The 21,654-nt window shown below is 54.3% G+C and carries 17 protein-coding genes; 12 read left to right on the top strand and 5 right to left on the bottom strand.

The genetic code is table 11. The features are described from left to right. Positions 1-23 precede the first annotated feature (23 nt). From RIB44_07170 to aroA, 3 genes are read left to right on the top strand one after another with little or no spacing between them, the layout of a single operon-like run. Positions 24-1,199, top strand: a complete 1,176-nt coding sequence (locus RIB44_07170; protein MEQ8616359.1) for a hypothetical protein — start codon at positions 24-26, stop codon at positions 1,197-1,199. 57 nt (positions 1,200-1,256) lie between these two features. Next, a complete protein-coding gene (locus RIB44_07165; protein MEQ8616358.1) occupies positions 1,257-2,552 on the top strand; it encodes a PQQ-binding-like beta-propeller repeat protein in 1,296 nt (431 codons plus the stop codon). A gap of 50 nt (positions 2,553-2,602) precedes the next feature. Continuing rightward, positions 2,603-3,886: a 3-phosphoshikimate 1-carboxyvinyltransferase gene (gene aroA / locus RIB44_07160; protein ID MEQ8616357.1), complete on the top strand. Its 1,284-nt coding sequence runs from the start codon at positions 2,603-2,605 to the stop codon at positions 3,884-3,886. 21 nt (positions 3,887-3,907) lie between these two features. Here the strand turns inward: aroA and RIB44_07155 are convergent, their stop codons facing one another. After that, on the bottom strand, positions 3,908-4,153 hold the full coding sequence (locus RIB44_07155; protein MEQ8616356.1) for a response regulator: 246 nt from the start codon (positions 4,151-4,153) through the stop codon (positions 3,908-3,910). Positions 4,154-4,476: 323 nt separating this feature from the next. On the opposite strand from RIB44_07155, the gene RIB44_07150 reads away from it, so the two are divergent. From RIB44_07150 to RIB44_07110, 9 genes are all read left to right on the top strand, one after another. Beyond that, positions 4,477-5,040 (top strand): hypothetical protein, encoded by a 564-nt coding sequence (locus RIB44_07150; protein MEQ8616355.1) that lies wholly within the window; start codon positions 4,477-4,479, stop codon positions 5,038-5,040. Between the two features lie 188 nt (positions 5,041-5,228). Then, positions 5,229-6,158, top strand: coding sequence for a hypothetical protein (locus RIB44_07145; protein ID MEQ8616354.1), 930 nt, complete (start codon positions 5,229-5,231; stop codon positions 6,156-6,158). Between the two features lie 123 nt (positions 6,159-6,281). Next, positions 6,282-7,076 carry an ABC transporter ATP-binding protein gene (locus tag RIB44_07140; protein ID MEQ8616353.1) on the top strand — a complete coding sequence of 265 codons (795 nt, stop codon included), beginning with the start codon at positions 6,282-6,284 and terminating at the stop codon, positions 7,074-7,076. A 3-nt stretch (positions 7,077-7,079) separates the two neighbouring features. Beyond that, on the top strand, positions 7,080-8,903 hold the full coding sequence (locus RIB44_07135) for a hypothetical protein (protein MEQ8616352.1): 1,824 nt from the start codon (positions 7,080-7,082) through the stop codon (positions 8,901-8,903). Positions 8,904-9,023: 120 nt separating this feature from the next. Then, positions 9,024-9,863 carry a menaquinone biosynthesis protein gene (locus tag RIB44_07130; GenBank protein ID MEQ8616351.1) on the top strand — a complete coding sequence of 280 codons (840 nt, stop codon included), beginning with the start codon at positions 9,024-9,026 and terminating at the stop codon, positions 9,861-9,863. Then, positions 9,844-10,983, top strand: a complete 1,140-nt coding sequence (gene mqnC, locus RIB44_07125) for a cyclic dehypoxanthinyl futalosine synthase (GenBank protein MEQ8616350.1) — start codon at positions 9,844-9,846, stop codon at positions 10,981-10,983. Before RIB44_07130 ends, mqnC begins: the two co-directional genes overlap by 20 nt. A gap of 99 nt (positions 10,984-11,082) precedes the next feature. Continuing rightward, entirely contained in the window at positions 11,083-11,835 is a 753-nt protein-coding gene (locus RIB44_07120; protein MEQ8616349.1) for an ATP-binding cassette domain-containing protein, read from the top strand. A gap of 24 nt (positions 11,836-11,859) precedes the next feature. Next, positions 11,860-14,160 (top strand): ABC transporter permease subunit/CPBP intramembrane protease, encoded by a 2,301-nt coding sequence (locus RIB44_07115; protein MEQ8616348.1) that lies wholly within the window; start codon positions 11,860-11,862, stop codon positions 14,158-14,160. Positions 14,161-14,183: 23 nt separating this feature from the next. After that, positions 14,184-15,410 carry an amidohydrolase family protein gene (locus RIB44_07110; protein MEQ8616347.1) on the top strand — a complete coding sequence of 409 codons (1,227 nt, stop codon included), beginning with the start codon at positions 14,184-14,186 and terminating at the stop codon, positions 15,408-15,410. Positions 15,411-15,485: 75 nt separating this feature from the next. On the opposite strand, the gene RIB44_07105 is transcribed toward RIB44_07110, so the two are convergent. The 4 genes from RIB44_07105 to RIB44_07090 all read right to left on the bottom strand — a co-directional run bounded on the left by RIB44_07105 (position 15,486) and on the right by RIB44_07090 (position 21,609). Next, positions 15,486-17,252 carry a hypothetical protein gene (locus tag RIB44_07105; GenBank protein MEQ8616346.1) on the bottom strand — a complete coding sequence of 589 codons (1,767 nt, stop codon included), beginning with the start codon at positions 17,250-17,252 and terminating at the stop codon, positions 15,486-15,488. A gap of 210 nt (positions 17,253-17,462) precedes the next feature. Beyond that, entirely contained in the window at positions 17,463-18,176 is a 714-nt protein-coding gene (locus RIB44_07100; GenBank protein MEQ8616345.1) for a hemolysin III family protein, read from the bottom strand. 64 nt (positions 18,177-18,240) lie between these two features. Continuing rightward, positions 18,241-20,292, bottom strand: coding sequence for a transketolase (gene tkt / locus RIB44_07095; protein ID MEQ8616344.1), 2,052 nt, complete (start codon positions 20,290-20,292; stop codon positions 18,241-18,243). A 528-nt stretch (positions 20,293-20,820) separates the two neighbouring features. Further along, a complete protein-coding gene (locus RIB44_07090) occupies positions 20,821-21,609 on the bottom strand; it encodes a hypothetical protein (protein ID MEQ8616343.1) in 789 nt (262 codons plus the stop codon). Positions 21,610-21,654 lie beyond the last annotated feature (45 nt).

The raw sequence follows: 21,654 nt of genomic DNA, 5'->3' as shown, positions 1-21,654 counted from the left end.
AATGGAATCAAGAGGAGCCAATCGTGCATTTCAAGCTTTCTTCCAAGCACTTACCCTGCATTCCCCTACAAGCATACGTCGCCTGCTGGGCCGTATTCATTCTCGCACAGTCCTCGTATGCCGTAGCTCAAGAGAATGTCGCCAACGAGCCGCGAAGCGTCCTTGCAAGTGCCGGGTACGGCCCCGAGGCTCAACTTGCTCAACAGCAGGCTTGGGGTGAGGTATCCGCTGGGGGAGTGGAGAGCATTCCCGCGATCCTTGGATCACTGGAGGGCGCCACTCCGTTAGGGCGAAATTGGCTCCGCACCGCTGCTGATACCATTGCCCAACGTCACTATCAAGAAACGGGCGAATTGCCCAAAGCGATGCTCGAGACCTTTGTCACCGATCGATCCCAGCCGCCGCTGGGTAGGCGTGTGGCTTTCGAATGGCTTGAGAGAGTCGATCCTACAGCTCAAGAGCGCCTTCTTCCGCAGATGCTCGAAGATACGAGCCTTGACTTGCGATTCGAAGCGGTAGCCCAACTGATTCAGAAGGCAGAGGCGTCCTCAGAGCCGGACCAGCAGATCACGATGCTGAAGAAGGCCTTTGCTGCCGCACGAGATGTTCAGCAAATCGAGTCGCTTGCGGAGAAGCTCACGGAGCTCGGCTCTGAAGCGGACTTGATCAAGCAAATGGGTTACGTGGTCGATTGGCAGATCGTGGGGCCTTTCGACAATACGGACCTCGATGGTTTCGCAATTGAGTACGGACCGGAAGCAGATGCTGGCAGCTCAGCAGCATCATTGAAGGGTTCTTATTACAAGGGGAAGAACGGGAAAGTTACTTGGCAGCCTCACAGCTCGAAGAGTGAGTACGGGATAATCGACCTGAACGAAGCCCTCGAAAACGACAAAGAAGTAATCGCCTACGCGCAGACGTCGATCACCAGCGAAAAGGCCCAGAATGTCGAGCTGCGTCTCGCGAGTAAGAATGCCCTTAAGGTCTGGCTCAACGGGAAGCAAGTCGGTGAGTTTGAGATTTACCATTCAGGGTTCGCCATCGACCAATATGTTGTCCCTGTTGAATTCGCGCAGGGGGATAATGTGGTTCTCGTCAAGGTATGTCAGAACGCCAAGAAGATGGGTTGGGAAAAGGAATGGGAGTTTAGGCTCCGAATCACGGACCAACTTGGCGGCGCTGCAGATCTGAAACAGTAGCCATTGAACATTTACGGAAGCCAGCCAAAGACGGAAGTTGGATCAGGGAGATCGAGTGTGTCTGAGTTTAACAGACTATTAAGAGGTGTAATCGCGAGCAGTCTCGCTTGGGGATTGCTTGTTGGTTCGGTCGTTGCCGAAGACTGGTTGGGCTTTCGGGGAGATAGCACCAGCATCGCCCGAGAAGCAAGCTTGCCCAAGACGTGGTCGGTCGAGACGGGCGAAAATATTGCCTGGGAGGCGGAGCTTGTCGGACGAGGCGTTTCGTCGCCTATTGTCGTCAGTGGCCGGGTCGTCGTGACATGCTCAAGCGGGCCGAAGGAGGATCGCCTGCATGTTCTCGCCTTCGACGAACAATCAGGAGAACTCCTCTGGCAACGAAACTTCTGGGCGACAGGACGAACGCTTTGTCACGGTACCTCCGCAGTCGCCGCTAATACCCCGGTTTCGGATGGAGAACGCATCTTTGCGTTCTTCTCCTCGAACGATCTGGTGGCACTTGATCTTGAGGGCAACGTTCTTTGGATACGCGGTTTGCAACTGAATTTTCCACAAGCAGGCAACGACCTAGGGATGTCCAGCTCTCCCGTGGTGTCGGGAGGCAGAGTGATTGTGCAAAGCGAAGCACAAGGCGCTTCTTTCGTTGCAGCTTTCGATCCACAAACAGGGGAAATGCTGTGGGACGTTGAGCGACCGCTAGAGTCGGCTTGGGCGTCACCAGTTGCCATGCGGGTCGAAAAGAACGGGGCTATGGTTGAGGCAGTTGCGGTACAGTCTCGTGAGCAACTGGACGTGTACGAATCCGCGACGGGTGAGCTTCTCTGGAACCACGAAATGCGTTGCGAGTCCATCGCGTCACCCGTCTTTAGTGATCGACTTTATGTACCTTCAAAGGGAATCAAGGCCTTTCGTATTCAGCCGGGATCGGAAGATACAAACACGCCTGAGTGGAGCGAAAGTCGCTTGCAAATGGGTTCACCCAGTCCGTTGATCGACAGTTCGCGAGCTTATATTATCAATCGCTCTGGCGTATTGAAGTGCGGACTTACCGATCAAGCCGAAGCTGGCAGGCCCTGGGAGTTGCGGCTAAGCGGTCGCTTCTGGGCGACACCGGTGCTAGCCGGGGAGACACTGTATTGCATCAATGCTGACGGTCTGGCGTTCGTCGTGGACCTGACAGAAGCCAATAAAGGAAAAAAAGGGAAGATAGCCGCCAAGCCTGACTTTCGCGAGGAAGTTCTCGGCTCGCCTGCAATCGCAGGTAACGCGATGTTCGTGAGAAGTCATCAGCATTTGTGGAAGATTGCAAAAAGCTCAGCCAGCGAGCAAACTGAGGTTTCCACGGAGAACTAGAAGATGCTGCGAATTAGAAATTGCGTTCGACCGAGGCTGACCGTTCTTGAATGACCGATAAGATTGCAATCACCCCCGTTACGCAGCCTATTACTGCACGCGTTCGCCCCCCAGGCTCGAAAAGCTTAACAAATAGGGCTTTGATCTGTGCTGCGCTTGCTCAGGGTGAGTCGATCCTCACCGGGGCGCTCGATAGCGAAGACACTCAGGTCATGATAGCCAGCCTGCGCGAGCTTGGTATCGCTGTTGAGGCGTCTGACGAGGGGCGCACGCTTAGGGTTAGCGGGTGTGGAGGAAAGCTACCCGCAGGGGAAGCGAGTCTTTTCATCGAGAACAGCGGCACCTCGATGCGGTTCTTGACCGCACTCACAACGCTCGGACACGGAGAATACCGCCTAGACGGGATCGCCAGGATGCGGGAGCGTCCACTCGCAGATCTCAGCGAGGCACTCAAGCAACTCGGGGCAAACATAGGCTTAAGCGAAACCGGTTGTCCCCCTGTCGAAGTTCACGCACGTGGGCTTACGGGCGGAAAGGTACGAATCCGGGGTGACATCTCGAGTCAGTTCTTGAGTGCCCTGATGATGGCTGCCCCTTATGCGGCAACTGATGTTTCAATCGAAGTACTGGGGACGCTCGTCTCGGTTCCTTACGTAGAAATGACGAGAGCCGTCATGGAATCGTTCGGTGCCAAGCTGAGCTCCGATGATCGCAGCCAAAATGTGACTGTGCGTTGCGACTCACGCTACGTAGGTACCAAGTACGACATTGAACCCGATGCCTCAGCGGCCAGCTACTTCTTTGCAGCCGCGGCTATTACCAAAGGCGATATTACTGTCGAAGGATTACACCGCGAGAGTCTGCAAGGTGATGTGGCCTTCTGTGACTGCTTAGAACAGATTGGCTGCCGAGTCGATTACGGTGAGAATTCAATTCGCGTGCGAGGAGGTGAGCTCAAGGGAGTCGATGTGGACATGAATGCCATCAGCGACACGATGCAAACTTTGGCTGTGGTTGCTCTGTTCGCTGAAGGACCAACTCGCATTCGAAACGTAGCCCACGTCCGTCATAAGGAAACGGACCGTATTGAGGCGGTGGCGAACGAATTGCGAAAGCTGAACGCAGAGGTTGAAGAGTCGGAGGACGGACTGGTGATTCAACCGGGTGATCTGCAACCGGCTCAGATTGCAACCTATAACGACCACCGGATGGCGATGAGCTTCTCACTTGCCGGTCTTGTCCAGCCTGGAATCGAGATTCTCGAACCGCAATGCGTGAGCAAGACCTATCCGAAGTTCTTTCAAGACTTGCAGGATCTTTGCAGCCAAAGCTAGAGGTTGCGACTAGGGCATTGCCTAGCAACGCGAACTCGCGTCCAGCTTGCCTTGCATTGAAGAAGCCTGCAGGAGTAGCTCGTCTGCACGAGCTAAAAGTGCAATACCAGATTCGGCGGGAAGAGGTTCGCTCGAATCGGGGTCGCGAGCTTCAAATTTCACTCCGCAGTGGCGACAGGCGACGTTCTTTCCCAGGTAGGAGACACGTACTTGTAGGTTTCTCCCACAAGTCGGGCACTCTTGAACGAAGTAAGGCGTACCAGCCATGGATTGACCTCCTGCGAAGAAATTGAAAGCTTTTTCATCAGCATCGTTGCTGAGAAAACATGTTACATTTTCTGGGCCAGGAATTCAAACAGAAACTGAAAAAGCTCGGCAAATATCGCTTAACGGCATGCTGGGTATCGCTGTAAGTGCTTTCTGAGAAACGACTTGCGAATCGCTCTGGCCTCTTATGCAGCTCAGTATGGATTGCTCCCATGCCACCTGGAAAATGCTAGGTTTGCTAGGGATAGAAAGTCGCTCACAGCTCGGTCCCAAGCTATGTTTTTCGCCTTGTTGACCCGACAAGACAGAGAGAAGAATCACTGATGAATACCCTATGCACGAGCTGTCTGGTTTTGTCGCTCGGCCTTCAACTCCAGAGCGAGGAGATGGCTACAAGGGCTGATCTGAATCCCCGCAAACAGTTGGCTGAAGCAGTTGGGCGGTTCATGGCGTCGAATTCGGATCTTCACCCTGATGATCTGATCGTGCACTCTGATGTTCTGGAACTCCAGGAGTACCTAGTTCGGACACATCGTGAGGGTCCACTAACATCCCCTCGTGTCCTTCATCACGTCTTGGAGGACCGCTCAGCCCTTTCGAGGCTATATCACCGCAGGGGGGGCGATGCGTTAAGAACCGCTGCTGAGGCTCTAGGTTCCTATGAGCCGCTGAATCAGTTGGCCCGGAAAGGCGACGGACGAAAAGTTTTGCGCGACGCCATTGACTCGGGATCAGTCGTCGAACTCTTGCGTACGATTGAAGCACTTGGTGATGAGCAAGGTACTAGAAACCAGAGTTCGATGGTCTATACAACACGCGATCTCGTCAGTCGGTACTTAGGAACTGACCTTGCAATCATCGAACTGAGCCATAAGCAGGCTCACTGAATGGCCCAGATTGCCCGGTTTTTTAGCAAAATGCGTCTTCCTGGAAAAAGAATCGCCAGAGCGACGAATTCCGGCTAGAATACCGGAAGTATTGGAGACCCTGACGGATAAGTTGGGTGTTTCATCTTCTGGAGTGGATTGGGGAATCCTCACGGGCACTTTCAGGACCGATCTGCGAGCTTAGCGAGATGCTAAATCGAGCTTTCATTCTGGCCACTGTTGTTCTTTGGCTTGGCAGTATGGCGTGGTTGGTGGTCGATAAGATCATGCCCTCGTTCTACGATGGCGATCTGCCGGTTGCCTCGGGGCTTAACGCCAACGAGCCGGTTGCCTGGGAAGTCGAATGGTCCGGCAAACATGTAGGCTTTGCCGTGAGCCTGTTGCGCGAGGGGATTCAGGGGACTACCGAAGTCCACAATCAGCTCGCGCTCGACGAAGTGCCAATGCTGGAACTAGCACCCGCATGGATGCGCAGCACGGTTGAGGGAATGGGCAATCTGAGGTTCGTTGCCAAGACGCGTATCGAGTTCGATTCACTCGATAATTTTTCTGCTTTCGAAAGCGGAATTTCGATTAACGATGTCGCAGGCATCGTGAAGATGTCTGGTCGCGTCAAGGAATCAGATCTCCATCTGAAAATTCAATCTGGCACATTGAATGTTAGCCATACGATTACGATCCCCGACCAAGCGGCATTAAACGAAGCCTTGTTCCCGGATGCCAAGTTGCCATACATGTACGTAGGACGACATTGGCAGGAGCAGGTTTACAATCCGTTTGCCAATCCGAGTGAACCGATTGATCGGGTGGACGCGAATGTGGTTGAAGCGGAACTCATTGAGCACGGAGTGGAACGCAAACGTGTGCTCCGGGTCGATTACCACAGTAGTTCTGCAGTTGGTGTCTCAGACAAAGCCCGGTTGAGGGCACAGACCTGGGTGTTGCCAAATGGCGTCGTCCTTAAACAAGTTGTTTACTTGGCCAACGCGAAACTCAGCTTCCGGCGGCTTGAGGGCGAAAAAGTGACCGAATTGGCAAACAAATTCTTTCCTCTCCTAATGAGCGAAGCAAAACTCAGAAAAGAGATTGCCGGTAAGGAAAAGCCCGCTTTGCCCTAGCCTGCCATCTGACCATAATGATCGGAGAGGTACTCGGCGCCCTACTTGGGGTCGGTTTCGTGGTGCGAGTTCTATAACGCCACGATTCTCTTATGACGATAGCTCCTTTCTGCTCCCTTTGAAATGCTCCAGTTTGATAAGGTAACGCGAACCTACGGTGATCGCGTTGCGGTCGATGGCCTGGACTTGAGACTGGAAGGTGGTGAGCTCTTCGCCTTGCTCGGTCATAACGGGGCAGGAAAAACCACCACGATTAAAACGCTGGTCGGGCTGCTCAAACCCACCTCCGGCACCATAACCGTTGGGCCATACGACGTCGTCCAGCAGCCCCGAGAATCGAGTCGGCTGATCGGCTACGTTCCTGACCAGCCCTTTCTCTATGATAAGCTGTCCGGGCGAGAATTCCTTAAATTCGTTGCAAGTATGTATGGCATGAACGATGCCGCAGCTAAGAGTGCATTGCAGCGAGAGGCTGAGCGGTTTCAGTTGACCGATTTTCTTGACCGACTCACTGAAAGCTACTCGCACGGCATGCGTCAGCGAACGGTTTTTGCCGCCGCAATGATTCACGACCCCAAGGTGCTGGTTGTTGACGAGCCCATGGTAGGGCTCGATCCCCACAGTATTCGCCTCGTTAAAGATCTTCTCCGTGGGTACGTTGAAACGGGCAAGACCGTATTCATGTCGACACATACCTTGAACGTTGCAGAAGAGATAGCCGATCGGATCGGCGTGATGAAGGCGGGGCACAAGCTGTTTGAAGGGAGTGTTCAAGAGCTTCGCAGTCTGATGCCTGACTCAAGCGATTCTTTGGAGAACCTCTATTTGGCATTGATGGACCAAGGCCGATTGCTCGGAGACGACGCGGCAAAGCCGACGCAGACTCATGAGTCATCTGAATCAGAGCAGGTAAGGTGATTCATGACAGCCCCGTCCGATGCTGCAGCGGATTCGAACGCTGAGTATGAGTCTCTAACTCAGTCGCTCCCCTCGCATGAGCGCGAAGGCCAAATATTTTTACGGCTACGCAGCTCGATCGGCATTGCTCATCTCAGCCGACTTCTGGAAAGGGCCAAACTGCGTACTTCGCTGGTCGTTGTCCTGAGCCTTCTGTTTTGGATTGGGCTCTACGCACTCTTCTACGGTGGATTTACCTTCGTTGTGTCGCATGTAGGAGCCTCGGGAGCGTCGCTCCATGCTAAGACGATTCTCTTTGTCTTCACGTTGTTTTTCTCGTCTTTGCAGGTGATGCTGGTCTTTTCGTCCGGCATTATTCTTTACGGCGGGCTCTATTCCACTCGCGAGACGGCGTTCTTGATGACATTGCCAGTCCGAGACGAGCGGCTCGTGTTCTATCGATTTCAAGAAGCACTCTTGTTCAGCAGTTGGGGCTTCATCCTGCTTGCAAGTCCGATGTTGGTTGCCTACGGATGGGTCGTTCACTCTCCGTGGTATTACTACGCGTATTTGCCCTTCCTGCTGATCGCTTTCGCTTATATTCCGTCAGCCATAGGAGCTGTATGCTGCCTCTTGTTGATCAAGCACCTGCCTAAGATGCGTCGCTTGGCGATAGGTATTGCTGCTATCGTGGTGATTGTTGTTGCGTACCAATCAATTTGGAAGACTCTCGCCATTGCCGATGCTGAACTACTGGGAGCGGCTTGGTTCAAGCGGACATACCAGCGGTTTAGCTTCACCCGCGGCGAATGGCTTCCGAGTACTTGGCTGAGCCACGCCCTCATCGATGCCGCCAGACGCTGGGACCTCAACCCGAAGGATTTGCCCTGGAAGGAAAGCGGGCAGTATCTCATCCTGATCACTTCGAATGCATTGATGCTGCATTTGCTAGTGAAATGGATGGGAAGACGATTCTTTCGCGAAAGCTACTGGGGACTCGCCTCGCGGTCAGCGAAGAAGATCAAAATCGATCTTTCCTGGATTGATCGACTCGCTGAGAAACTCATGTTCTCGTTTCCTAAGCAAACTAGGCTGCTGATCGTGAAAGACCTACGCCTCTTTCGTCGAGATCCGGTTCAGTGGTCGCAGTTTCTGATCTTCTTTGGTTTGCTTTCTCTTTACTTTGCCAACGTCGACCGCTTTCGGCAGCATAAGGCAGACTTAAGTGTGTTGACTTGGGTCAACGTCGTCAGCTTTCTCAATTTGGCGGTTGTGGGCCTGATTCTTTCCACCTTTACTACGCGTTTCATCTATCCTCTTCTGAGTTTGGAAGGTCGACGGTTTTGGATCCTTAGTCTGCTCCCAGTGCAGCGGGAAACGATTCTCTGGGGAAAGTTCTGGTTTGCCGCAGGAGGGTCTTGGATTCCTTGTGCGTTCTTGATTCTGTTAAGCGATGTTACGCTTGAGGTCAGTTGGTTGGTGATCGCGGTTCATCAGTTTATCTGCATGTTGCTCTGCTTTGGGCTCTCCGGTATGGCGGTTGGCTTGGGCGCGATGATGCCGAACTTTCGAGAACAGTCACCTTCCAAAATAGCGGCCGGCTTTGGAGGAACCCTCAATTTGGTACTCAGCGCCCTCTATATTTTAGTTGTTGTCTTGCTGACTGCCCTGCCCTGTCATCTCTATCTCCTGGCTGGCCAGTCGGATATTACGCCGCGGTTTGCACCCAACCTCGACGCGCGAGTCCTGCTGCTAATCGGCATAGCGGCCTCCTCCGCTCTAGCGGCTGCTGTAACGATTATACCGCTTCGCAAAGGCCTCAAGGCATTTCGAGAGCTGGAGGTCTAAGCGGGCCTTTTTCACTAGTTAAACGAAGAATCACGCCCCCGGTTGGCCTCGTAGAGCAGTCTGGGCTGATCTATAATTTAGCTCCAGAAACAACATTCACTTGAGAAGACACAAGCTGACATGTCCGCCCTCAACGAGACGAACGAACCCCTGCGAATTGGTGCGGTCAACTACCTCAACACCAAGCCACTTGTGCATGGGTTGGCGGAAGACTTGCCTGAGTGTGCACTGAGCTTCGAGTTGCCAAGCCAATTAGCCGAAAGACTCTCAGCGGGTGAGTTAGATGTCGCTTTGGCTCCATGCGTCGAGCTAGCGAAGCATCCGGAATGGTCGATTATTTCAACCGCTTGTATTGGATGCCTGGGCCCCGTCTTGAGCGTGCAGCTTCTCTTTCGACGACCTCCTGCTGAAGTGAACACACTTGCCTTGGATGAGGGCTCTCGAACCAGCGTCATCCTTTCCCAGATTCTACTTCACGAAGCATGTGGGGTTCGGCCTCATTTGATCCCGCTGCCCATCCAAGACGATCCCTTGCAAGTTGAAGCCGATGCCCTGCTGGTGATCGGAGATCGTGCCATTGATCTCGATTCGGACGATTTTGTTGAGCGGTGGGACTTGGGTGAGCGGTGGCGTGACCTGACCGGTTTGCCTTTTGTCTTTGCCATGTGGATGGCTCGGCCAGGGGCACAGGCCGCGTATCCTGGTTTAGGGCGAGTTGAACAGGCCCTGGACGCAGCGCGAGATCGCGGTGAGGATGCCCTTCACGAAATTGCACGTGAGCAATCCCCTGTCATGGGGCTGTCTGAAGAGCGTATCCTCAGCTATCTCCGCGACAATTTAAATTTTTATCTCGGTCGGCCTCAAAGGCTTGGGTTGGCGGAGTTTTTCCGCCGAGCCAAGGCCCTAGAACTGATTGACCAAGTACCAGACTTCCGTTTCGATGACTGCACTGCTAACTAACACCGACTTGCTTGAGAAATCCGTCGCCGGTGAGAGGCTGACGCCCGAAGAGGGACTACAGCTCCTAGAATCTTACGACTTGGCTTCTCTCGGTCGTGCCGCCGACGAGATCACTCGCCGTCTGCATCCTGAGGACTATCGCACCTACAACATTGATCGCAACATCAACTATACGAATGTCTGCACTGCGGTCTGCGACTTCTGTGCTTTTTATCGCAAGCCAAAGTCCCCTGAAGGTTACGTTCTCGACCGTGGTGTGATCCTCAAGAAAATTGAAGAGACCGTAGAGCTAGGCGGCGATCAGATTCTGCTTCAGGGCGGTTTGCACCCCGATTACCCCTTGGAGTGGTACGAAGAGATGCTCCAAGAAATCAAGCAGGAGTTCCCAAGTCTCAATATCCATGGCTTTAGCCCTCCAGAAATCTATCACTTTACGAAACTCTCGAAGTTGCCTCTCAAGACTGTCCTTGAGCGATTGCAAGCTGCTGGGCTGGGCAGCCTACCCGGTGGGGGTGCCGAGATTCTTGTCGATCGCGTGCGAAACGAAATCACACGCGGCAAAGTGATGACCGACGATTGGTTGGACGTTCATCGCGTCTGGCATCAGCTTGGCGGCCGAAGTACGGCAACCATGATGTACGGTCACGTGGAGACGCTCGCGGAACGGATCGAACACCTCGAGCGGTTACGCCAATTGCAGGGCGAAACGGGCGGCTTCACGGCTTTCATCTGCTGGAGTTTTCAGCCCGAGAACACCGACATGGCAGACGTGCCGGCGGCTGGGGCCTTCGAGTATTTGAAGACCAATGCCGTCGCAAGGCTGTATCTCGACAATTTCGCCAACCTGCAATCAAGTTGGGTCACCCAAGGCTTGAAGATCGGCCAGATGGCGTTGCTCTACGGAGCCAACGACATGGGGAGCCTCATGATTGAGGAGAATGTGGTCGCTGAGGCGGGCACCGTGCATCACCTCACTTTGCAGCAAATTCGCAACGCGATATCGGATTTAGGCTACACGCCGCGGCAAAGAAATGTCCATTACCAGCTAATCGACGAGGAAGTGACGTCGATTGTTCCGCAAAGTCGGCAGAACCTGTCTCCGCTGCCCATCGTCAGCTGAACTCAGCTGTGATGTTGCTTCCATTGGCACGGGGGCTGCTGGTATTCTTGAGCAAGGCATCTTCTTTTCGCCTCGCCCTACTTCCAGCCAGAATCCGCTATGATCCAGGTTCAAGCTCTTACGAAAGCCTATACCGACTTGCATCGCGGTGAATTCATGGCGTTGGATCGCTTGACTTTCAACGCCGTCGAGGGCGAAGTCTACGGCCTTCTCGGCCCCAATGGGGCCGGTAAAACGACCGCCCTGCGTATTCTGAGTACCGTGCTGCAGCCAACGAGCGGAACCGCCACGGTTAACGGTTGCGATGTCGTCACCCAACCCTCTCAGGTGCGTCAGCAGATCGGCTTCATGTCCGCGAATACTGCCGTCTACGACCGGATGACGGCGTGGGAAATGGTCGAGTACTTCGGGCGTCTCTACGGAATCGAAGACGAGCCGCTCCGCGAACGTATGGAGGATCTGTTTGAACGACTCAAGATGCAAGAGATCCGTGATCTCCTCGGAGCGAAGATGTCGACCGGCATGAAGCAGAAAGTCTCGATCGCCCGTGCGATCGTGCACGATCCGCCGATCCTGATCTTCGATGAAGCGACGAGCGGTTTGGATGTCCTAGTTGCACGAGCGTTGCTTGACGCGGTGGCTGAGCTGCGCGATCAAGGGAAATGCATCGTCTTCTCAACACATATCATGCGTGAGGCAGAACGACTCTGTGATCGGGTCGCCATCATGCACCGTGGGCGACTTCTAGCAGAGGGAACGCTCGACTCGTTGCGTGAGGATCACGGCCAAGAGGATCTCGAGGAATTGTTCTTCGAACTCATTCGCGAGCAAGAAGCAACCGTTGTTGTCTAATCGAACCCGGTAAAGTAAAAATCCATGCAGTGGAAGAATGTCAAACTGATCTTCTCTCGCGAAATGCGAGATCAGCTGCGCGACCGGCGGACTCTGTTCTTGATCGCCATCTTGCCGCTCTTGCTCTATCCGCTTTTGGGTATGAGCTTCATGCAGATGATGCAGTTTATGCAGAGCCATGCCGCGAAGGTGCTGGTTATCGGTGCTGAAGAGCTGGAAATAGCCGAGCTCGAAGAGTCGAATTGGTTGCCTCCGTTGCTAGACGGTGATTACTTTCATCTCGACCTAATGAAGCACAAGTCGCAACAAGAAAGCCTGCAAGTCGTCAGAGCAGAGAAGTTGGCCGAAGAGGAGCAGGCTGCAAACTACCTTGCTCGCAAGCAGGGTGAATCACCCTCGGATCACGCTCGCCGATTGCTAGAAGCGGGTCAAGTTCAGGCGATCCTTGAATTTCCTGAGGGTTTCGGAGAGGGGCTGTTGGCTGTCCGGCAGTCGGTTCTTGATCGCGATTCGAAAGGGCAAAGCCAAGCTCTCGAACTGAAGCCAACGTACAACGCGGCAGACGACAAATCACAGTCCGCACAGTTTCGGTTAGAGCGGGTGCTTCGGCTCTGGCGTCAGCGCATCACCACGAACAATCTCTCCGATAGCAACGTCCCGTTGCAGGCGACGCAGCCGTTTGAGTTTCAGCCACAGGACACCGCTCCCGTTGAGCAGAAACAAGTGGCGATTCTGTCAAAGATTCTCCCCTTCGTTCTCATCATCTGGGCGTTGACAGGTGCTTTCTATCCGGCCGTCGATCTTTGTGCCGGCGAGAAAGAACGTGGCACCCTTGAGACCTTGCTCACCAGCCCAGCGATGCGACGCGAAATTGTTTGGGGCAAATTGCTCACTGTCATGCTTTTCAGCTCGGCAACCGCTTTGCTTAACTTGGCAACACTCGGATTGACGAGCAAGTTCGTCACCTCTCAATTGGCTGCGAATCCGGCCTTTGGTTCGATGGGTTCGTTCACGATGCCCTCGCTGAGCGCCAGTCTGTTCTTGGTGCTGGCTTTGGTTCCGATTTCCGCGCTCTTTGGAGCCCTGTGCTTGGCCTGTGCTGCCTTTGCTAAGAGTACCAAAGAAGGTCAGTACTACTTGATGCCGCTCATGCTTGTGACGATGCCACTCATGTTGCTGCCGATGTCACCGGGCGTGGAACTCGAACTGGGGACCAGCCTCGTGCCACTGACAGGCCTGATTCTCTTGCTTCGAAGTATCATCGAGGGCCAGTATTTCGAGGTCTTGCGTTTCGCCGTTCCGGTGCTCGGCGTTACGTTCATGTGTTGCCTCCTAGCCATACGCTGGGCTGAAGAGCAGTTCGCCAGCGAATCGGTCCTGTTCCGCGAAAGCGAGCGTTTGGAACTCGGGCGTTGGCTCAAGAGTCTCGTGCGAGATCGCCGACCTACGTCGACGCTTGCTCAAGCCGTGCTTTGCATCGTGCTGATTATGATCGCGCAGTTCTTCGCCTCGGTAGCGTTCTCTGCGCGTGGTGCCGACAGTTCGAGCTTGCAATTCATTGTCGTTTCAACGCTCATCATGCAGCTCGTTTGCGTCCTCGCACCAGCGGCCCTGATGACCTTTGTGCTAACGGCTAAGCCACTGAAAACGTTATTGCTCGATCGAGTTCCTCGCGGCAAATACGTGGCTTTGGCATTCCTGCTCGCCCTGGTTGTCCACCCACTTTCGATCGGACTGCAAGTCTTGATTGGCAAGGTGTATCCGATCGCTCCTGAGATGCAGAACTCGATGCAACAATTCCAGGAGGTGCTCTTCAGTTCAGGTTACTGGTGGCTCCCGTTCCTGCTGATGGCACTGCTGCCAGCGATCTGCGAGGAAGTTGCTTTCCGGGGATTCATCCTTTCTGGGCTGCGGCATCTGGGGCACAAGTGGTGGGCGATTGGGATTTCTGCAGTTGCCTTTGGAGCGGTTCACACAGTGATGCAGCAGAAGCTCAGTGCTGCAACGCTGGGCATACTAATTGGTTACTTGGCGGTGCAAAGTGGTAGCCTGTTGCCTTGCATCGTCTTCCATTTCATCCACAACAGCTTGCAATTTGTTGTCTATCACGGTGCGGAGTATGCCGCGTCGCATCCCGATTCCTTTGCCTATCAACTGCTTGGTGGCGACGATCCGGCACTCTACCAACCTGCCGTGATGGTCCTCTGTGGAATCGCCTTGGCACTAATACTCGCGATCTTGCAGAAGGCGACGTACCATCGATCAAAAGAAGAACGCCTGCAGGAAGCACGAGACCGCGGCAACGTCTCCTTGGCGAATAGCTAGTGGGCGGAGGAGCTCTCTCTTTTATGAAGCCTCTCTCGTTACGTGCTCGCTGGGTCTTGCCAATGGATACGCCCGCCATTGAGGACGGCATGGTAACGATCTCTGGCGGTAAGATTGTTGAAGTGGGTCGCGCCGCGGAATTCTCAGGCCCCTGTGAAGACCTTGGCGACGTTGCACTGATCCCAGGGTTGGTTAACGCACACACGCATTTGGAGTTTAGCGACCAGCAAGCTCCGCTTGGTCCGGCGGATGAAGGGCTTCCAGCTTGGATTCGCAGCGTCATCGCAGATCGTCAACGCGGAAACCGCGACGCCAAAGCGGCCATCCAGAAGGGGTTGGCTGAATCCCTAGAATTCGGCGTCACTACCGTGGCAGAGATTGCCACTTCCCCCGCATCCTACTACTACGCTGACTCAGATAGCCCCAACTTGCTCCTGCTAGCCGAGGCCATTGGGTTCTCACACGCCCGAGCAGATTCGGTCTTTCAGGGACTTGAGCATCAGATAGCAGGCTATCTCGAAAAGTGTAATATCGACTCTGGCGTCGCTGGCGTTGGGGTTAGCCCCCATGCACCCTACACGGTAAGCCTCAAACTGCTCGATACGCTGATTGAGCTTGCTGTTGCTAACCGCTATCCCGTGGCCATGCACCTGGCTGAATCGGAAGAAGAACTACAACTACTGCGCGCAAACGACGGGCCGTTTCAGGAGCTTCTGGACGAACGCAGTATGTGGGATCCCGAGGTGATTCCGCTCGGAACGCGCCCCCTGGATTATCTGAAGAGACTTTCACATGCCGAGAAGGCTTTAGTGATTCATGGCAATTATCTGGACGATGCCGAAATCGATTTCCTTGGCCAAAGGCGAGAACGGTTATCAGTTGTCTATTGCCCGCGAACGCACAATTATTTTGATCACAAAGCCTACCCTTTGGAAAAAATGAGAGCCGCAGGGGTCCGCGTCGTAGCGGGAACGGATAGCCGCGCGTCGAATCCTGATCTTTCTGTCCTTGCCGAACTACGAACCATCGCGAGGCAGTTCCCCACAATTCCGCCAGAAGAGGTGTTGGCGATGGGAACTTCTCAAGCTGCGGAAGCGATCGGCTGGGAAGCAAAGGTTGGCACGATTACGCCGGGGAAACTCGCGGATTTGGTGGCTCTGCCGTGCGAGATTGACGAGAATCCATTGACAGCAATTTTGGAAAGCGATACGTCTCCAGTGGGTGTCTGGCTTCTTGGGCAAAAGTTGTAGCCACCGTCGCCAGACGGTGGATCAAACCTTTCATTCGCACTTCCACGTTCTGGCGAACGTGGCTACGCGCTGAACCTAGTTTGCTTCTTCCATCGCTTGAATGTAATCAGCAAGCCCGCTCAAAGTCTCAGATGGCCAGACCATTTCGCTGGCGATGAGGCGACCTTCAATTCGCAGTGCCAGACCTACCGGAGGAGCTGGCGGGTAGTCGGCAAACTGGGGCATCATGCCTCCGCCGAACTGCCGCATGACCATCGTCATCATTCGCTCAAACCATTGCATGACGCCCTGGGGACTCACGACTCCCATCCACTGGGCTCCGCTGTCGAGTTGCTTGAGCGTCGTCAGAATGTTTTCGTTCTTATCGAGTGTGGGATTGTCGCTGACGGAAGCTTCGATAAGGGTTTCAATCTGCTCTTCGGTAGCAACGCCGCTGAAGAGACGGGTCTCGTCGATCTTGACCAGATAGATCCGCAACTTGCCATCGGCCCCAAACATGGCCTTCATCATCTGTCGAATCGGCGCCATTTCTTGCTCACCCATCATTTCCATGACGTCAAGCATCATGACCATGCCAGACTTACCTGCAATGGTGACGTCCTCGATTTCGTAATGGAAGCTCATGTCGTTAGTGGACTGCGACATGACCGAATTCCAAGCTTCAATGCCCTCGCGATAACTTTCCAAGTAGCTGTCTGAATTCACGACCGTCAGCACGCTGAACAGATTACTGTAGATGGGTTCTTCGTCTTTGCCCGGTAGCACCACCAGAGACATCCCTCGGAGGTCGCGAATCGACTGCTCCCAGCTCTTCTCCGCCTTGGCCCACTCAGCCTCATCAATCTCTTCAAGACCGTAGATCTCAGGATTGTTCTTAACAAACGTATGAGCAAGAAGAGACAGCTTCTGCGTCCATTCTGCCGGCATTGGGCCGCCGCCTGCACCGACAATCGGTTGATCGGCGTAGTCGGACAACGGCGAGCTCGGCAGCGGCTTCGCCAGCGGAGCGGCAGCGAGCTGTCCGTTCTCGGTTAGCACAATGCGATCGCTGACTTTAAGATTCTGCTGCTCGTCCATCGCGAGGCCAACGCTCGCGGATTCAATTTCTTCGGGACCTGCGACGAGGATACGATCGTAGAACTTCAAGGCCCGCATTGCCGGTTCCATCATCTTCAGTTGTTCAGGATCATCGACGTTTTCGAGTCTCGCTTCGGTACTTTCGATTTCTTCTTCCAGCGAATCGCGGCCCAGCTTACTAATCGTCTTCACTCCCGCGGGCATGACGGAGATCACAACATCGTTCTCGGCAATCCAGTTCTCCAAAAGTTTCACGTCGCTGTGGGCGTGAGGTTCCAGAGCCACGAGGCTTTCCATCAGTTCGCGATTCTCTAAATTCATGAGCAAAGCGAACTTCCCTTGCCCGGCAATCAGCACCTCCTCGCCCGCGATGGTCACTCGGCTTATTTCTCCAGTACCATCGCCTTCAATGGGAGCAACGAACTTTGCGTAATCTGTGACGGGAAGTAACAGCATGGGGATGGGGTCAGAGCTAACCTCTTCCCCCGGCAGCATGGCAAGCATGAGATCTCCGTTTCGATCCAGCCCCTCATTCAGCCCGGTTGCCAAGTTCAAGAACATGAGCGGCGCGGGAACACCATCGATTGAGAATAGCTTGGTAAACTGCTGGACTTTCGCGTCGACCTGCTCCAAGTCTTGAGCTAAAGCAAACCCGAGTGCATTCTCGGGCAGGTGGTTAAGAACGTCCGCGGCAAAGCAATTCACGGAAAGGGCGACGCACAAGCTAAGCGATGAGAGCGCGTATCGAAAAGAGCGAGCGATCATAGTTACTGCCAATTGGGAGGGTGAGTCTTCCTAGTGAATCTGCATTATCAACGACCGACTCACTCGGGGCAAGAACGCAACAATCGAGTTAGACAGGATAACAGGTTGAACAAGATCGACGTGATGGCTGGCAAAGTCGAAGGCTACTTCTTCAAGTTTCGCAAGTGTTTTGCGATGAACAGACAGCAACTTCATCTCGTCAATCCGGCACTATCCAGTTATCCGGTCTGTTCTTGGCTCCGCATCAGCGATGCTGTAGATGAACGACCAGTGAAAGGCTAACCCCATCAGCACGGCGATATGAAAAACTTCGTGCCATTGAATGACACCAGGAATGATGATGGGGCTTTTGACGAACTCCAGCACGGCGCCGATTGAATACGCGAGTCCGCCCCAGAGGATCGGGGCTACGAACGCAAATCCGCGTCTTCGCCAGATGGCGATTCCCGTTCCTAAGCCGACCCAGCCGAGCCCCAAGTACATGAGCAGCCCCAGCATCACCGGCATCTCGTTGAAGTAGACGGTTTTCAGGACAATTGCCGTGATCGCTAAGCTCCAGATCAACACCAGCACGCCCCATTTGCCCCAGCCACGAAAGAGAATGAGATGGATGGGAGTGAATGAACTGGCAATGAGAACGAAAATAGCCGCGTGATCGAGCCTTTGTAGAACCTGCCGCCCTGCTCCACTAGGGCTGAGTAAGTGGTAGACACCACTCATCGAAAGAAGAAAAACAGCCCCAAACGAAAAGATCAACAGGCCGATCCTACGGCTGCGATAATCGGAGAGACCCTTATGAGCGCGACGCAGTAGTGGCACAGTAAGCGCTGCAAAAAGAACAGCACCGGCCAAGTGCGATAGGCTGCTAAAGGGTTCGGAGAAACCGGGGATCGGTATCAACTTCGCCAAGAATGCGGCAGTCACTGAGACGGTTCGCCTTGCTCTTCACGAGATTGATACGGGAGAACTCACCGACACGAAGCCACGACTAGCCCAGTTGCTTCTTGGCCTCGGCAACGACGTTTTCAGCCGTGATGCCCATTTCCTGGTAGACACGTTCCGCTGGTGCCGACGCACCGAAGCTGCTCATGCCAACGAAAGCTCCGCACACTCCGAGATACCGATCCCAACCTTGACGGACACCCGCTTCAACGCCGACGCGGGCCGTGACCGATGCCGGCAGGACTTGATCGCGGTATTCGGCCGTTTGGTCTTCGAACAGTTCGAACGAGGGCAAGCTGACGACGCGGGCCTTGATTCCCTCGGCAGTGAGCTGCTCGTATGCCTCAACAGCTAGCGAAAGTTCGCTGCCGCTAGCCAACAGAATCACTTCAGGGCTGTCGCCCTCGGCATCTGCAACGATGTAACCGCCTTGTTTCGCTCCCTCTGCCGATGCGTACTTCGTGCGATCAAGCGTTGGCAGGTTCTGACGCGTGAGCACCAAAGCCGTGGGACGATGCTTTTGGCTGAGAGCAGCGTGCCAAGCGTAAACGACTTCATTGGCATCGCCGGGGCGAATGACGACAAGGCCTGGAATTGCCCGCGCGGCAGCAAGTTGTTCGATGGGCTGGTGGGTTGGTCCATCCTCGCCGACGCCAATGGAATCGTGCGTAAACACCTGCACGGCTGGCACACCCATCAGAGCACTCAGACGCATCGAAGGACGCAGGTAGTCGCTAAAGACGAAGAACGTTGCTCCGTAGGCACGTAGCCCGCTGAGCGTCATGCCGTTGACCGCTGCCGCCATACCATGTTCGCGGATGCCGAAGTGGAGATTCCGCCCGCCATAGCTCTCAGCTCCGAACCCGTCTGCCCCATCGATCAATGTCTTGGTTGATGGAGCCAGATCGGCTGAACCGCCAATCAACCAAGGAATCTTGGCAGCGAATGCGTTGAGGACTTTTCCGCCTGAGGCTCGCGACGCCATTCCCTTTTCGTCCGCTTGGAATTCAGGGAGATCGCTGTCCCAACCCGAGGGGAGTTCGCCAGCGAGAATCGCTTTGACTTCCGCGGCCTCTTCAGGGAATTCACCCGCGTACTTTTCAAAGAGCGTATCCCACTCTTCACGTGTTTGCTTGCCGCGTTCACCGAGCGTGCTGCGGAAGTTCTCGTAGGCTTCTTCGGGAACGTGGAACTTCTCGTCAGCGGGCCAGCCGTAGGCTTCTTTGGTGAGGCGAATCTCTTCCTCACCGAGCGGTGCGCCGTGGGCACCATGAGTATTCGCCATGTTGGGTGAACCCCAGGCGATGATACTTTTGACGATGATCAGCGTGGGGGCGTCATCACACTGCTCGAATGCGTCGTAAGCCTTGCCGAGCGCGTCGAGATCGTTAGCATCATCAACGGTGACGACGTTCCAGCCTAAACCAGCGAAACGCTTGCCGACGTCCTCGCTAAAGGCGAGGTCGGTGTCCCCTTCGATCGTGATATTGTTGTCGTCGTATATCCAACACAAGTTGGAAAGCTTCAGGTGCCCGCCGAGAGAGGCAGCCTCGCAGGCGACACCTTCCATCAGATCGCCATCACTGCACTGAGCGTAGACGTTGTAGTCAAACAGTTCGTAGCCTGGTTTATTGTAATTCGCAGCCAGCCATTTTCCGGCAATGGCCATCCCGACGCTGTTGCCACAACCCTGACCTAAGGGGCCGGTGGTTGTCTCGACGCCAGTCGTATGATGGTACTCCGGATGGCCCGGGGTGACGCTGCCCCACTGGCGGAAGTCCTTCAACGCGTCCAGCGACACGGAGACTTCGTCGGTGACATTACCGCCTTCCCCCACCTTCTTCACTTCTGCCAAATGAAGAAGTGAGTAAATCAGCATCGAAGCGTGTCCGCAGGAGAGAATATAGCGATCGCGATTGGCCCAATGCGGAGCGGCCGGATCGTAACGCAGTTTGTTCGCCCACAGCTCGTAGGCCACGGGGGCAAGGGCCATCGGTGTGCCCGGGTGCCCGCTATTGGCGGCTTGCACGCCGTCCATCGCAAGCGTGCGGATGGTGTTGATGGTGAGCTGCGTAGTATCGCTGGCGACGGTCGACATGGGCAATTTCGGGCCTTCGGGTGGGGCTTGGGGTCAGTGATATCATGTCCCAAGCAGGCAAAGATTTACGATCGTTTTGCCGCTAATATAGGGTTTGTTTTCCCGAGGTGTCAAACGGGGTGCCTGCTACCCACGGGGCTCACGGTTCCCTCGTGTTGGAACGCCACCAAGATGATTCTGCAATTCTGCTTTCTTGCTCTAAATGAAAAAGCAGGTGCAAAATCGACTCTGTCTCAGTGTGTGCCGTAGATCGAAAGCCCTACCTTTCTAGCCCAGAATGATGAATGGCTCGTCGGCTGAGGGGTGAATTTGCGCTCGCAAAATTCTCGGCTCTCTTGTGCAGAAAGTGCAGAATCACGAAAGCTTGGATAGTGCCGTGCTGGCGTTCGGCTGGAGTCCTTGCCGTGGCGTCATTTTACCTTGGGTGCTCGTGCGCCGCAGCAGGAAAGCTTGGCCGGCTCTCTTTCCATAAGACAGATAGTTAGCTTGCCCAGAGACTGGCAAGCCTACGTAGACTCAACGACTTCTCTAGGCAGTTCGTCGACAACGAGGACACAGGCAGTAGATGGATGCGAGCAAAGCTGTAAGTGAAGAGTTCGGCTCGGGTACGACAGTCACTTCTGACAACATTGCGGAGACCTCGTAAGCTCCAGTAGATCCAGGTTGAGTCACTCTCATAAATAGTTGGCGAGTCGTTATCAGCGCTCCATCGAGAATATCGCTAACTAGCTCACCGCCACTTAGTGAATCCCCAGCAGTAGAAAAATAGCCTGTGGTGCGCCAAGCATAGCCGCCTTCCGAAGCATCACCCGAGCCGTAAATACTTACGTGTTCACCGATTGCTATTACACCGGGGTTCTCAGGAGTGCCGCTAGTATGAGGATCATGCCTAATCGCTAAGAGAGTAGCGCTATCCGAAAGGACAATAGCACTTCCGAATCGGACTTCAGAATGGATGTTTCGTACTCTGGTCGTAATCCCAGGTGCGCCGAATCCCCCACTAAATCTGGCCCCTCGCGGAAAGGCAAGGTCATTAAAGTCAGCTTGAAAGGAGCCGACATCGCCAACTGACAAATTTAGCGGAAACTGAAAATCAACGGTGCCAGATTGTTCGATGTCAGTTACTGTAGCAACCGCTCTAACACTGAGTTCTTTAGCTTGCGTACGCCCACTGCCAGAAGCGAAAAGAGCAACAATGGCAAGGAGAAATATTGGTAGTGGGATAACTGGAACAATCAGCAAAGTATTTATAGAGGCGAACCGAGCCAGGGACGTTGGAAGTTGTGAATTGGCTTCTTTCTTAGCTTGTGGCTTCATTCCGGTTTCCCTGGCATTGTCGTAGGTAATACACTCCCAGAAATG

It is taken from the genome of Lacipirellulaceae bacterium, from assembly GCA_040218535.1.
Taxonomy (GTDB): Bacteria; Planctomycetota; Planctomycetia; order Pirellulales; family Lacipirellulaceae; genus Adhaeretor.
This window is presented reverse-complemented; position numbering and strand designations above follow the sequence as displayed.